We start from the raw sequence: 15166 nt of genomic DNA on the forward strand, positions 1-15166 counted from the left end.
GAGATGATAATGCCCGGAGATAATGTAGCGATATCGGCGGAGCTGATAACTCCCATAGCGATGGAGACCGAGCTTCGGTTTGCGATAAGGGAAGGTGGCCGGACGGTCGGTGCCGGAGTTGTAAGTAATATTATAGCATAACGGCTAAGGAGTCGGCAGGTGAGAGTAATTATCACATTGAAATGTAGTGAATGCAAAAGTAGAAATTATACTACTACAAAAAACAAAAGAACAACACCGGATAAACTTGAATTCAGCAAATACTGTAGGTTTTGCAGAAAACATACTGCTCATAAAGAAACAAAATAAGTAGTTAATTTTTTATTTAATTAGAAATAGGCTTTTGGTTGGGTTAAAGGTCTATAGCGGATTTCAATGTTTATATACAGGCCAGTAGCTCTAACGGTAGAGCATCGGACTCCAAATCCGGGTGTTGGGGGTTCAAATCCCTCCTGGCCTGCCAGATATTTTATTATTAGCTTTGAGTGGTAATGATAGAAACATAAGATATCCATAAACAGGCTGTGACTGATTTACATCACGGTTTAGTTTGAAAGGAAAAATGTCTTCCGCATAGTAATATTATGTAAATATTGAAGTACTAAAGAATTCACAATAATTGGTTTCAGTTTGTAAATATTGCAATATAGGAGTATAATGGCACGGTTACTGAGAAAAAAGACTTCTATTAATAAAAAAAAGTCAAAACAAAATGTCGATACGCCGGAGAGTTCTCAGGATTCAGCTAATACTATAAAGAAAAGTGCTTCTATTGCAGGTGCTTTGGCAGAAACGAAAAAAATACTGATATTGCCTCAAAAAAAACCTTTAACAGGAAGTAAAACATTAACAGACAAAGAAACAAATAGCCGTATTGAGAAAATATCACAATTTTTAAGAGAAGTTAAGATTGAGCTTAAAAAAATTACATGGCCTACCCGTAAACAAACTATTGGCTCAACAGTAGTTGTAATTATTCTGGTTTTGATAGTTTCCCTTTTTCTAAGTGTGGTTGATATGGGGCTGCAAAGTCTTGTCCATATAATTCTTCAATGATAATGAGGAGAATGGTGAGTGTCTCTTAAGTGGTACATATTGCATGTATATTCTGGATTTGAAAATAAAGTGAAAACTGCTCTTGAGGAAAAAATTGCTGCTTATAATCGTCCAGATAAGTTCGGAAACGTGCTGGTTCCCACAGAGCAGGTAGTTGAGCTTGTTAAAGGAAAAAGAAAGACATCTACCAGAAAATTTTATCCCGGATATGTTTTAGTGCAAATGGATCTCGATGATGAAGTCTGGCATATAGTTAATGATACTGCTAAGGTGAGTGGCTTTCTTGGAGGAAGGGAAAAGCCAACCCCAATTTCGGATGATGAGGCAGAACAAATATTAAACCGAATGGAGGCTGGAAAGTTAAAGCCAAAGCCGAAATATTATTTTGAAACCGGAGATGAAATTAGGGTAGTAGACGGACCATTTACGAATTTTAATGGAGTTGTTGAGGAAGTAAATCCGGAAAAAGGAAAAATAAAAGTGCTTGTCAGTATATTCGGGCGTTCAACACCAGTGGAATTAGAATTCGTACAGGTTACAAAGATATAGCATCAGGAGTGAAAAGAAAAATATGGCAAAAAAGGTTATGGCAATGATTAAATTGCAGGTTGTGGCCGGAAAAGCAAATCCGTCTCCGCCTATTGGTCCTGCTCTTGGGCAGCATGGTGTGAATATAATGGAGTTTTGCAAGGCTTTTAATGCCAGGACCTCTGACGATGAGGGGATGGTAATACCAGTAGTTATTACTGTTTATCAAGACAGATCATTTACTTTTATAACAAAAACGCCGCCTGCTTCCATACTTCTGAAGAAAGCGGCAAAGATAGCAAAAGGATCCAGCGACCCGAAGAGAGTAAAAGTGGCTAAAGTCACACGGGAACAGGTGGAGGAAATTGCTAAGCAGAAAATGGTCGATCTTAACGCCAATGATACGGCTGCCGCTATTAAAATTATTGCAGGAACAGCCAGAAGCATGGGGATAGAAATTGGTTAAAGATGAAAAGGAGTTAATAAAGCGAAATGCCGAAGCGGGGTAAGAAATTTATAGAAGCTAAAGCAAAGGCTAATGCCGAGGCAAAAAGTGATATTGCCGGAGCTGTTCAGTCAGCAATAGATTCATCATATGTAAAATTTGATGAGACAGTCGATATCGCCGTACGTCTTGGTGTTGATCCAAGGCATGCGGATCAGATGGTGAGAGGTGCTGTTGTTTTGCCGAACGGAACAGGCAAGGAAGTCAAGGTCCTTGTATTTGCAAAAGGTGAGAAAGAGAAAGAGGCCCTTGATGCCGGAGCGGATTTTGTTGGGAATGATGATCTTATTGCTAAGATTCAAGGAGGCTGGTTAGGCTTTGATAAAGCTATTGCTACACCGGATATGATGGGCGCTGTTGGAAAAATTGGTAAGCTTCTTGGGCCAAGGGGGCTTATGCCAAATGCTAAGACAGGATCTGTTACATTTGATGTGGATAGAGCTGTAAAAGAGTTAAAAGCAGGGAAAGTGGAATTCAGGGTAGAAAAAGCAGGAATAGTGCATGTTCCAATGGGCAAAGTTTCATTTGGTGTAGAGAAACTTGTTCAAAATATGGCTACTTTTCTTGAAACCATAATGCGGCTGAAGCCTTCAGGCAGTAAAGGAACATATTTAAAAGGTATGGCTATCTCTACAACAATGGGTCCGGGAATTAAAATTGATTTGTCTTTGATCAAAGATTTTATAAAATAATATACAGTTGTTAACCATTGTGTCATTAGATAATATAACTGTCTGTTTTTGTAACTTTATGTAAAGCATAAATAGTCCATATATTTAAAAATATCGAATTATGCAATATAAAGGCATTAATTTATTTATAATGATTGAGCTGTATCCCAGAAATATTCTATAGACAGTATAACAGGGTATCGCAAGTATGCATTTATTTTATAAATTTAGTCCGGATGGTTTTTTGGGAATAACAAAGTGTTGTGTAAATTTATTCTGGTAATGATAACTGTTTAAGTTATCCGGATCCCGTTACAAATTAAGTTGTAACGGGATATACGTTTAAAAACAGATTAAATAAACATATAATAGCTGCATTATAATACTAAAAAGTTATATACTCTTAAAATAGCAGATCTACTTTATAGACACTGTCCTATGAGCAACTAAGTAGTAAATAGATCCTATTGTTAATAAAGTCTAACCGGAGTTAATATCGGAAGTTTTCACTTGCTCCATTATTTAACGTTACTAAATAGTTGACATCATAAAAGTCATAATTTGCTTAGCCTCATTAAACTCTTAATATCCAAGATTAAAGAATCGTTAGGAATGAGGAGTAAGTTTAAAAGAGGGGTACAATATTTAAGACATTAAAAATATAATTAATACAATTCTGTCAAAGACCGTAGGTGTATAATTAAATCTTAAGCGGTATTACCGGCCTGCTGAGACGGATTAAGGTTGCATATTAAATAAATAAATTTATGTTTTTGATGTAAAATTATTGCAATCTCCGGTATTCGCTAATCCAAAAAAGACCTCCGGTTTTGTATAGACTTGGAAAGGAGGTGTTACAATATATGAAGCTATCAGAAAAGAAAAATATTGCAGAAAATTTTCATGAGAAATTATCCAGAGCTAAAGTAGTTATTATAACAGACTATAAAGGGCTTAATGTAGAAGCAATTAGCGATTTGCGGGCAAAACTGAGGGAATTTCAAGTAGAATACCGGGTTGTAAAAAATACTCTTCTTGAGAGGGCATCTGAAAATACCGAAGCTTTTGTAATTAAAGATAAATTTAAGGGTCCTACAGCAGTAGCTATAAGCTACGATGATCCTGTTACTCCTGCGAAAATACTTATAAAATTTTCTGAGACCAATAAAAACCTTACAATAAAAGCAGGTATGTTAAATGGAAAAGCACTTGATTTCAATGCAATTAAGGCTTTGTCCACTATGCCATCACGCGAAGTACTGTTAAGTATGTTACTATCGGCGATGAATGGTGTTCCTGTGTCTTTTGTAAGAACGCTTAATGAAATACCAAAGAAATTATTATATGTATTACAGGCTATTAAAGAACAAAAGGAAGCAGCATAAAAAATATATCCTGCAGCATGAAATGTGGGATTTTTGATTTATTTGGAGGAATTATAACAATGTCAGATATTACTAAAGAAGATGTTATTGAATTTATAGCAACAATGTCAGTTCTTGATTTGTCCGAGCTTGTTAAGGAGCTTGAGGATAAATTTGGCGTTTCAGCAGCAGCTCCTGTTGCAATGGTTGCCGCAGCTGGTCCGGCCGCAGCAGAATCACAGCCTGAGGAACAGACTGAATTTTCAGTTATACTGCTTTCGCATGGCGACAAAAAGATTCAGATCATTAAAGAAGTTAGAGCAATTACAGGTCTTGGTCTCAAAGAAGCAAAAACACTCGTTGATGAAATTCCAAAACCGGTAAAAGAGGCTATATCAAAAGAAGAAGCGGAAAAGATCAAGGCACAGCTTGAAGAAGCCGGAGCACAGGTTGAAATAAAATAAGAAAAATCGTTCAAATACAATGATATTATTGTGATAGTATATATTGCAATTAGATGTTTTATCCTGACATTATTATTGTATTTGATTCTTCTATCAGAAGATCATCATCAGGCTGTGGGCTGATAAGCCCCGGCCTTGATTGATGGTGGAAGTGTTTGATCAGCAGCAAAGAGCATAACTATCAAAGCATTCCTGGTTTTTAGAGCAGGAAAAAAACGGAAGATAAAGATGATGCGGGCAGAGAAAATATTTTTGTTTAGTGCGAATATTATTTTTTGTTAATGTATAGATTCTAAATAAGCCGATCAGTTGCCGGGAAATAAATACCGGTTAAAATTTTCTATTGCTTTAGATGGAATTTATGCAAAGATCTCATTAAGTAAAAGTCGTTTTATGATTTTTATAAGGGGATTATTTCAGCACATTATTGAAATATATTTATAATTTCTTTAATTATTGAATCCTATAAAAGGGAGATGCCATGTCGGAAAGGCTTTTGGCAAAAAAACGGTTAAGAAAAAATTTCGGAAAGATTCAAAGGATTGTTGAAATACCTGATCTTATTGGCATGCAACTGGAATCTTATAAACGTTTTTTGCAAATGGATGTTGTTCCTGAAAAACGAGAAGATATCGGGCTTCAGGCTGTATTCAAATCGGTGTTTCCTATAAAAGATTACACAGGAAGCGCTTCACTTGAATACGTATCCTATAGATTTGGGGAGATTAAACACGGTGTAGCGGAATGCATACACAGAGGTATGACATATGAAATACCTGTACGTATTACTGTAAGGCTTGTAGTTTATGATGTTGATAAAGAAACAGGTATTTCAAGTATACGTGATATTAAAGAGCAGGAGATTTATTTTGGTACGGTTCCCCTGATGACAAATAAAGGAACATTTATTGTCAATGGGACCGAAAGGGTTGTTGTCGGCCAGTTACACAGATCGTCCGGCGTATTTTTCGACCACGATAAAGGTAAAACTCATTCAAGTGGGAAAATCATATATAGTTCAAGGATCATTCCTGTTCGTGGATCATGGATTGATCTTGAGATTGATCCCAAGGATATAGTCTATATTAGAATAGATAGGAGACGCAAGTTCCCCATTACCATTTTCTTTAAGGCGTTTGGATATACGCCGGAAGATCTTCTCTCATATTTCTATAAGAGTGAGAAGATAATTATACGTGGTAAAAGTTTATACAAGGAACTTAGAGAAGATTTATGTAAAGATCAAAAATTTACACGTGATATTAAGGACCCGGATACCGGTGAAATAGTAGCAAAAAAAGGGCGCCCATATACTCCCAAACTAATCAAGAAGCTGATATCTTCAAAAATAGATGCAATACCTATAAATATAGAAGATATTTTTGAGAGAGCTTTTTCATATACGATTTATGAACCGGAAACGAATAATATTTTGGTCAAGGCAAATGAAATAGTTAATGAAGACTCGATCTCAAAACTGAAAGATGCAGGAATAAATGAATTTGGAATACTGTTTTTTGATGGAGCCTCAAGCAGTGACTCGATAAGAAAAACATTATCTGTAGATAAAGTGGCTTCGAAAGAAGAAGCGCTTGTAGAAATATACAGAAGGTTAAGACCAGGAAATCCGGTGACACCTGAAGTTGCCCAGAATTTTATCGACAATCTGTTCTTTAAGACAGCTTATTATGACCTGTCCAGTGTTGGAAGGGTAAAAATAAATCAGCGTTTAGGGATTGAGTCTTCTCCCGATTTAAAGATATTAAGAAGGGAAGATATCCTTCTAACCGCAAAAACTTTAATAGATTTAAGGGATACGCAAGGGATTGTTGATGATATTGACCATCTTGGAAACCGGAGGATAAGGGCGGTAGGCGAGCTTCTGGAAAACCAGTATCGTATTGGTCTGGTGCGAATGGAAAGAGCAATAAAGGAGAGAATGAGTTTGCAGGAAGTCGATACTCTCATGCCGCATGATCTTATTAACCCTAAGCCTGTGTCCGCAATTGTTAAAGAGTTTTTTGGTACAAGCCAGTTGAGCCAGTTTATGGATCAGACAAATCCACTTTCCGAAACTACCCATAAGCGCAGATTAAGCGCACTTGGACCGGGGGGACTAACCCGTGAGCGTGCCGGATTTGAAGTAAGAGATGTCCATCCTTCTCACTACGGGCGAATATGTCCTATTGAAACGCCTGAAGGTCCTAACATCGGTCTTATCGTTTCATTAAGTACTTATGCCCGTGTTAATGATTATGGTTTCATAGAAACACCATACAGGGTAGTTAATGATGGAACAGTAACAAACGAAGTCAAATTTCTTGATGCATTTGAAGAAAAAGATTTGCCAATTGCCCAGGCAAATGCCCCCATTGATGAAAAAGGCCGATATACAAATCCGATAGTTACATCACGTATGGCAGGTGAATTTATGACGGTCCAGAAAGAGGATATCGCGCTGATGGATGTTTCGCCGAATCAGCTTGTAAGCGTTTCCGCGTCCCTTATTCCTTTCCTTGAAAATGATGATGCAAACAGGGCTTTAATGGGTTCAAACATGCAGCGCCAAGCTGTTCCTCTTATAGTTAGCGAAGCCCCACTTGTCGGTACAGGCATAGAAGGCGTTGTGGCTAAAGATTCCGGTGTTACAATAGTTGCCGAACGTGATGGAATAGTGGAGTCTGTTGATGCTTATCGTATAATTCTTTCTCATGATCCTTCTGATAAGCGGTATGACAAGCATGTTACAATATATAATCTGTCAAAATACATGCGTTCAAATCAGAACACATGTTTCAATCACCGTCCTATAGTCGTAAAAGGACAGCGCGTTCAAGCCGGAGAGATAATTGCTGACGGGCCTGCCACAGAAAAAGGAGAGCTTTCTCTTGGAAAAAACGTTACAGTAGCATTTATGCCCTGGGGCGGTTTTAATTTTGAGGACTCCATTCTTGTTAATGAAAGGCTTGTTCGTGATGGCGTTTATACTTCAGTGCATATAGAAGAGTTTGAGATAGTTGCAAGAGATACCAAACTTGGTAAGGAAGATATTACCCGTGATATTCCTAATGTGGGAGATGAGGCTTTAAAAGACCTTGACGAAAGTGGCATTATAAGGCTTGGAGCTGAAGTGGAACCGGGTGATATTCTGGTGGGAAAAATTACTCCCAAGGACGAAACCCAGCTCTCTCCTGAAGAAAAGCTTCTTCGTGCAATTTTCGGAGAAAAAGCAGGAGATGTTAAAGATACTTCTTTAAGGGTTCCTCCGGGAGTTGAAGGAACTGTTATTGATGCAAAAGTATTTTCAAGACGGGGCATAGAAAAAGATGAACGCACCTGCTTTATTGAAGAAACTGAAATAAAAGTTTTAGAGAGAAACCGTGATGATGAACTTGCAGTCATTGAAGAGATAGCGCGCGGTCCGGTTATTCAGGCTTTAGATGGTCAGATATGCAATACCCCTATAAAAAAGGGTAAAAAAGTTTTGATTGCAAAGGGGGATAAAATAGACGCCGAAATTTTATCCGATATTCCCCTGGCTCAGCTTGAAGGTGTCGTATTAAAGGATGCCGGTGTTACAGAGCAGCTTCACGACCTTCTTGAACAATACAGAACTCAGCGCACAGCTTGTCATGATAATTTTGAAAAACATATCAGCAGGTACGAAAAAGGAGATGACCTTCCTCCCGGGGTCATAAAGATGGTCAAGGTGTATATTGCCATGAAAAGGAAACTTTCGGTCGGTGATAAAATGGCTGGAAGGCATGGCAACAAGGGGGTTGTTTCAAGAATTCTGCCACAGGAGGATATGCCTTATTTTGAAGACGGTACCCCGGTTGATATGGTTTTAAACCCGCTTGGCGTGCCTTCCCGAATGAATGCCGGTCAGATTCTGGAAATTCATCTTGGTCGTGCTGCAAAAAGTCTGGGTGATCAATTAAACAGGCTGATAGAAGAAAATAATATTGTGTCGCTTCGTGATAAAATGAATAAAATATTTAACGATAAAGACTCAAATAAAATTATATCTCAGATGGATGACCAAGAGCTGTGTGATTATGTCGGCAACTATAAAAATGGTGTTCATATGGCTACTCCGGTTTTTGACGGAGCTAAAGAAACAGAGATAAAAGCGCTTCTTGAAGAAGCAGGACAATATACAACGGGTCAGGCTACATTGTTTGACGGACGGACAGGTGAGAATTTTAAGGGCAAGATTACTGTCGGGACTATGTATATGTTAAAACTTCATCATCTTGTAGATGATAAACTTCATGCACGTTCTATAGGACCCTATTCACTTGTTACGCAGCAGCCTCTTGGCGGAAAAGCTCAGTTTGGAGGGCAGCGCCTTGGAGAGATGGAGGTCTGGGCTATGGAAGCATACGGAGCTGCACATGCATTGCAGGAATTTCTGACTGTAAAATCTGATGATATGGCGGGAAGGACTAGAATGTATGAGAAAATTGTAAAAGGGCAGAATATGCTTGAGCCTGGCATACCCGAGTCTTTTAAGGTTATGACAAGAGAATTGCAGAGCCTTGGCCTGGATATAAATCTTTTGGAAGAACATAAGGAGTAGAATTTGGAAACCTTATATGATTTCTTCGCTAAACCGATTGATCCGAAACAATACAGCGGTGTTCGGATTTCTTTGGCTTCACCTGAACAAATCAGACAATGGTCTTTTGGTGAAATAAAAAAACCTGAAACCATAAACTATAGGACATTTAAGCCGGAGCGCGATGGGCTTTTTTGCGCCAAAATTTTTGGTCCTACCAAGGACTATGAGTGCAACTGTGGAAAATACAAGCGCATGAAACACAGAGGTGTAGTCTGTGAAAAATGCGGTGTTGAGGTTATACAGTCCAAAGTCCGCAGAGAACGTATGGGGCATATTGAGCTTGTTGCTCCGGTAGCACATATATGGTTTTTAAAAAGTCTTCCCAGCAAGATAGGGAATCTTTTGGATATGACATTAAAAAGTCTGGAGAAAGTCTTATACTTCGACAGCTATATAGTGTTGGATCCGAAAGATACCCCGCTTACACGTTGTCAGCTTCTTTCCGAAGAAAAATATCGTGATGCGCTTGAAACATACGGGACAAAGTTTGAAGCTGGTATTGGAGCTGAAGCGATAAAGATTCTGCTGGAAAATATTGATCTTGAATCCGTGTATATAGAGCTGAGAACTGATATTAAAGCTACAACATCTTTGGCAAAAAGGCAGAAACTGTCTAAGAGGCTTAAAATTGTTGATGCTTTCAGAAGTTCGGGAGTAAATCCTTGCTGGATGATATTAGATGTTATCCCTGTACTTCCTCCTGATCTGCGTCCTCTTGTCCCCCTGGAAGGCGGCAGATTCGCTACATCCGATCTTAACGATCTATATAGAAGAGTTATAAACCGCAACAACCGGTTAAAACGATTAATTGATCTAAAGGCTCCCGATATTATAGTCCGGAATGAAAAAAGAATGCTTCAGGAGGCTGTAGATGCTCTATTTGATAACGGAAGGCATGGCAGAGTAATCACAGGAACCAATAAGCGGCCTTTAAAATCACTTAGCGATACACTTAAAGGAAAGCAGGGGCGTTTTCGCCAGAATTTGCTTGGTAAACGTGTTGATTATTCCGGACGAACAGTTATTGCCATAGGGCCGAACCTAAGACTTCACCAGTGCGGCCTTCCTAAAAAGATGGCTCTGGAACTTTTTAAACCTTTTGTTTATTACCGGCTGGAGAAAAAAGGGCTTGTTTCGACTGTAAAGAGTGCAAAAAAATTGGTTGAACGCGAAACACCGGAAGTTTGGGATACATTAGATGAAGTTGTAAAAGAGTATCCTGTAATGCTAAACCGCGCACCGACACTTCATAGGCTTGGGATTCAGGCGTTTGAGCCGATTCTCATTGAGGGTAAGGCTATTCAGCTTCATCCGCTTGTCTGCACCGCATTCAATGCAGACTTTGATGGTGACCAGATGGCTGTGCATATTCCCCTTTCAGTTGAGTCACAAATAGAGGCACGTATTTTAATGCTTTCCAGTAATAATATTCTTTCACCTGCCAATGGAAGTCCTATTATAGTGCCAAGCCAGGATATCGTGCTTGGGATCTATTATATGACAAGAGGAGTGCTAGGTGCTAAGGGTGATGGCAAAAGTTTTGCCAATACTGATGAGGTTCGTTCTGCGTATGATTCGGGTGCGATTGATCTTCATGCTAAGATAGTGGTACGGATAGACGGGAAAAAAGTTAATTCTACGACGGGCCGCGTCTTATTATGGGAAATTATTCCCAAGGAAAATATTGTAAGAATGAGCCATATAATGGTTTCTTCGGAAGAAGTTGCAAAGTCGGTTCATGAAAGAATCAGAAACGGTGAAGCTTTTTCACAGATGGTAAATCAGTATTCGGAAAGCCTCAACAAGAAGTTAGATGGTGATATCGGTCTTTTGAGAAAAGAAGAGTTTACGAGAATATTTGATATTGATGATGCTGATCTTGTCTTTTCTGTGGAAGAAGGAGAAATTAGTGAAATAATACCATCCCAAGATAAATATCATATATTTCAGATAAATGAGAAGAGAGCTGAAATTCCTTTTGATGCTATTAACAAGGTTCAGGATAAGAAATCTTTAAGAGATCTTGTTGATTATGCTTATAGAAATCTAGGCCCAAAAGCCACAGTTGTTCTTGCCGACAGACTTAAGGATATAGGCTTCAGATATTCAACAGAAGGGGGACTTTCGATTTCAATTGGCGATATGATAATTCCTGCTGCAAAAAAAGATATAATTAAAAAAGCCGAAGTTAAAGTTTTGGAAATCGGACGGCAGTATACTGAGGGTCTTATTACTCAAGGTGAGAAATATAATAAAGTTGTAGATATCTGGGCCAAGGCGACAGATGATGTTGCCAACGAAATGATGAATGCTATGAAGGTTGAACCTTTAAAGGACAGCGATGGGAATATAGTGCTGGATAAAGATGGAAAAACATCATATGTTGAAAGTTTTAATCCAATATATATGATGGCAGATTCAGGAGCAAGAGGAAGTAAAGATCAGATGCGCCAGCTCGCAGGGATGCGTGGTCTAATGGCTAAACCATCCGGCGAAATTATAGAAACGCCGATCAGCGCAAATTTTAGAGAGGGGCTTTCCGTATTACAGTATTTTATTTCAACGCATGGTGCAAGAAAAGGTCTTGCTGATACGGCTCTTAAAACCGCAAATTCAGGGTATCTAACAAGAAGACTGGCTGATGTTGCTCAGGATTGTGTGGTTATGGAGGATGACTGCGGTACATTGATGGGCGTTGATGTTGAGCCTTTGATTGAAGGCGGAGAAGTTATTCAGCGTCTTGGAGAAAGAGTTCTTGGCAGGGTTGCAGTGGATGATATAGTTGATCCTTTTACTGATGAAGTAATTATTAAAAAGGGGGATGAGATCGACGAAAGATCTGCAAAAAAGATAGAAGATGCCGGCATAACAACTGTTAAGATAAGATCTGTTCTCACATGCAAGGAGAGATACGGCGTATGTGCCAAATGTTATGGAAGGGATCTTTCAAGCGGTTCTCAGGTTGAATTGGGACAGGCTGTTGGAATTCTTGCTGCTCAGTCGATAGGTGAACCGGGTACTCAGCTTACTATGCGTACATTCCATATCGGAGGTACAGCAAGCCGAAGAGTTGAGCAGGCAGACATCAGAGCAAGAGTTGAAGGAACAATTAAATTTATTGATCTTCATGTTGTTAGAAATGCAGAAAACCAATATATCGTAATGAACCGCCGCGGGGGTAAATTTACTATTGTAAGTGATTCAGGCCGTGAACTTGAAAGCTGTCCGGTAATATACGGTGCACATATCATGGTTGAAGACGGGCAGAAAGTTAATGGGCCTAATAATGAAACCGGGAAACCGGGTGACCTTCTTGCTACCTGGGATCCATTCACAACACCAATTATTACAGAGGTTGCAGGAACCGTAAAGTTCGGTGATATTGTACCAGGCAAAACAATGAAGGAGAAGGTTGATCCTGTTACAGGAAAATCGAGCAGAACTATAATTGAAGCTAAGGGAACAGAGGTAAGGCCGAGAATTTCAATAAAAGACATAGAAGGCAAAACGGCGAAACTTTCCGAATCATCCGGGATGGCCCGCTATATTCTTCCAATTGGTGCTGTTCTGATGGTTGAAGAAGATGACAATGTCAAAGCCGGCGATGTTATCGCAAAACTTCCCAGAGCCACAACTAAAACCAAGGACATTACGGGTGGTCTCCCAAGGGTAGCAGAGCTTTTTGAAGTAAGGAAGCCAAAAGAAATAGCGATTTTAAGTGAAATAGACGGTTATGTTTCTATCTCAAAGAGTACTAAAAAAGGAAAGCAAAAAGTAACTGTAACTCCTGTCGATTTTGGAGAAAAGAAAGAATATCTGATCGCGCGCGGTAAACATATTAACATCTACGAAGGTGATTATATAAGGGCTGGGGAGCCTATTATAGGTGGTTCAGCCATACCTCAGGATATTCTTAACATAAAGGGTGAAATCGCCCTTGCGCGATACCTCGTTGATGAAGTCCAGGAAGTATACCGGTTGCAGGGAGTTCGTATAAACGATAAACATATTGAAGTAATTGTACGTCAGATGACAAGGCGCGTTAAGGTCGTTGATGTCGGTGATACTGATTTTATACTTGAAGAACAGATTGATCGTGGAAGGTACGAAGAAATTAACATGATGGTTAAGGCAAAAGGCGGTAAGCCTGCTATAGCTGAACCCCTTATTTTAGGAATTACAAAGGCATCTTTAAGTACCGATAGTTTTATTTCTGCAGCATCGTTCCAGGAGACTACTAAAGTGTTAACAGATGCCAGTATTTCCGGGGCTATAGATTATCTCCACGGACTTAAAGAAAATGTTATTATGGGCAGGGTAATACCTGCGGGTTCGGGTCTTGGATTGAACCAGAATATAGAAATATCTCATTAGCAGCATCAAGCTAATTTAAATTAACTTTGTTATGTTGCTGTGAACGATGCATGTGAATTACCTATTGATTTAGGGTGATGTGTGTATTTTTATATATTGTTAGTTTTTTTACCATAATATTGCTTGACATAAATCTTAGATATGCGTATAAAATATCGTTTTTCAGCCTATATTTTGTATTTTGTAAATTTAGTATATTTCGACAGGGCTATTTAAACATTTCATGATTTTAATTTAAACAGGACAATGTTAATTGCCTGAAATCATGAGATGCATTGGTTATAGATCAAAAAAACCACTGAGTAAGCTGTAATGGAAGGATAATATTATTTTTCTGTTTCGTGGTGAAGGTTCATACATTGTATGAATGAAAAATATTTAAAGAGGGGAATATGCCTACAATCAATCAGTTAGTCAGAAAAGGTAGGAGTAAGATTGCCAAGAAGGTTACTACGCCGGCTCTTAAAGGAGCTCCTCAAAAAAGGGGTGTGTGTACACGTGTATATACATCAACTCCTAAAAAGCCCAACTCAGCTTTGCGAAAGGTTGCAAGAGTGAGGCTTACTTCGGGTGCGGAAGTTACGGCCTATATTCCGGGAGTAGGACATAATCTTCAGGAACATTCGGTTGTTTTGGTTCGTGGCGGGCGAGTTAAAGACCTTCCCGGTGTAAGGTATCATATAGTTAGAGGTACGCTAGACACACTGGGGGTTGAGGACAGAAAAAAGAGCAGATCCAAGTATGGTGCAAAAAGACCGAAGTGATCGTATGATTTGCAGGAAAAACAGATAGGTTGCAAGAATCGGATGAACTTATCTTAAAAAATAAATGACTGTATGCATCAAAATAATAAATAATTAACAGAAATGATATAGATGGTGTGATATATGCCGAGAAGAAGAGATGTGCCTGAGCGGATTGTAATCCCTGATTCTAAATATGATAACAAAGTGGTTTCCAAATTTATAAAAGCGATAATGAAGGATGGAAAAAAGAGTGTTGCCGAGTCGATACTCTATGAAGCATTTGATATCATTGAAAAGAATGTAAAAGAGTCGTCAATAAAGATTTTTGAACAGGCTCTGGATAATGTTAAGCCAATTCTTGAAGTCAAATCCAGGCGAGTTGGTGGATCGACATATCAGGTTCCAACCGAAATAAGGCCTGCCCGAAGAACTGCTCTTGGAATTAGATGGATAATAAGTTATGCACACCAGCGCAATGAAAAGAGTATGGCAGGAAAACTAGCCGGGGAAATATTGGATGCGGCAAACAAGAGGGGTGCTTCGATAAAGAAAAAAGAAGATACTCACAAGATGGCTGAGGCAAATAAGGCTTTTGCTCATTTCAGATGGTAGGGTTATTATAAAAATATATTGCAGGTATATTAATTTATACTATTTAAATAACATCATATAAAATCGAAATTAAGCTCCTTTATATTGGGAGGGTATTGAATATGGCTAAGAAGAAATTTGAGAGGAAGAAGCCGCATGTTAATGTTGGGACTATAGGGCATATAGATCACGGCAAGACAACACTTACGGCGGCAATAACAAAGCATTGCGGTTTGAGGGGTT

12 protein-coding genes, 1 tRNA gene and 1 pseudogene are annotated in these 15166 nt (G+C 38.8%); all 14 read left to right on the forward strand.

Annotated elements, in window-relative coordinates; all coding sequences use genetic code 11:
- Window positions 1-141, forward strand: a pseudogene (gene tuf, locus VXK47_RS07285) (elongation factor Tu); the annotation flags it as partial.
- A gap of 18 nt (window positions 142-159) precedes the next feature.
- Window positions 160-309, forward strand: a complete 150-nt coding sequence (gene rpmG / locus VXK47_RS07290) for a 50S ribosomal protein L33 (protein ID WP_435548109.1) — start codon at window positions 160-162, stop codon at window positions 307-309.
- A gap of 78 nt (window positions 310-387) precedes the next feature.
- Window positions 388-463, forward strand: a tRNA-Trp gene (locus tag VXK47_RS07295).
- Between the two features lie 194 nt (window positions 464-657).
- A complete protein-coding gene (gene secE, locus VXK47_RS07300) occupies window positions 658-1056 on the forward strand; it encodes a preprotein translocase subunit SecE (protein WP_435548110.1) in 399 nt (132 codons plus the stop codon).
- An 18-nt stretch (window positions 1057-1074) separates the two neighbouring features.
- Complete coding sequence (nusG, locus tag VXK47_RS07305; protein ID WP_435548111.1) at window positions 1075-1605, forward strand: transcription termination/antitermination protein NusG; 531 nt, start codon at window positions 1075-1077, stop codon at window positions 1603-1605.
- Between the two features lie 22 nt (window positions 1606-1627).
- Complete coding sequence (rplK, locus tag VXK47_RS07310) at window positions 1628-2050, forward strand: 50S ribosomal protein L11 (RefSeq protein ID WP_435548112.1); 423 nt, start codon at window positions 1628-1630, stop codon at window positions 2048-2050.
- 26 nt (window positions 2051-2076) lie between these two features.
- Window positions 2077-2781: a 50S ribosomal protein L1 gene (gene rplA / locus VXK47_RS07315; RefSeq protein ID WP_435548113.1), complete on the forward strand. Its 705-nt coding sequence runs from the start codon at window positions 2077-2079 to the stop codon at window positions 2779-2781.
- An 842-nt stretch (window positions 2782-3623) separates the two neighbouring features.
- Complete coding sequence (gene rplJ, locus VXK47_RS07320; protein ID WP_435548114.1) at window positions 3624-4145, forward strand: 50S ribosomal protein L10; 522 nt, start codon at window positions 3624-3626, stop codon at window positions 4143-4145.
- A 59-nt stretch (window positions 4146-4204) separates the two neighbouring features.
- Entirely contained in the window at window positions 4205-4588 is a 384-nt protein-coding gene (gene rplL, locus VXK47_RS07325) for a ribosomal protein bL12 (protein WP_435548115.1), read from the forward strand.
- 481 nt (window positions 4589-5069) lie between these two features.
- Window positions 5070-9170 carry a DNA-directed RNA polymerase subunit beta gene (gene rpoB, locus VXK47_RS07330; RefSeq protein WP_435548116.1) on the forward strand — a complete coding sequence of 1367 codons (4101 nt, stop codon included), beginning with the start codon at window positions 5070-5072 and terminating at the stop codon, window positions 9168-9170.
- Window positions 9171-9173: 3 nt separating this feature from the next.
- Window positions 9174-13586 carry a DNA-directed RNA polymerase subunit beta' gene (gene rpoC / locus VXK47_RS07335; RefSeq protein ID WP_435548117.1) on the forward strand — a complete coding sequence of 1471 codons (4413 nt, stop codon included), beginning with the start codon at window positions 9174-9176 and terminating at the stop codon, window positions 13584-13586.
- A gap of 392 nt (window positions 13587-13978) precedes the next feature.
- Window positions 13979-14350 carry a 30S ribosomal protein S12 gene (gene rpsL, locus VXK47_RS07340; RefSeq protein WP_435548118.1) on the forward strand — a complete coding sequence of 124 codons (372 nt, stop codon included), beginning with the start codon at window positions 13979-13981 and terminating at the stop codon, window positions 14348-14350.
- Between the two features lie 123 nt (window positions 14351-14473).
- Window positions 14474-14944, forward strand: a complete 471-nt coding sequence (gene rpsG / locus VXK47_RS07345) for a small ribosomal subunit protein uS7 (protein WP_435548119.1) — start codon at window positions 14474-14476, stop codon at window positions 14942-14944.
- A gap of 101 nt (window positions 14945-15045) precedes the next feature.
- Window positions 15046-15166: GTP-binding protein (locus VXK47_RS07350; RefSeq protein ID WP_435548120.1), on the forward strand; the 121-nt coding region annotated here is incomplete at its 3' end.

Source organism: Desulfobacterium sp. N47 (assembly GCF_051233685.1).
Classification (GTDB): domain Bacteria; phylum Desulfobacterota; class Desulfobacteria; order Desulfobacterales; family RPRI01; genus RPRI01.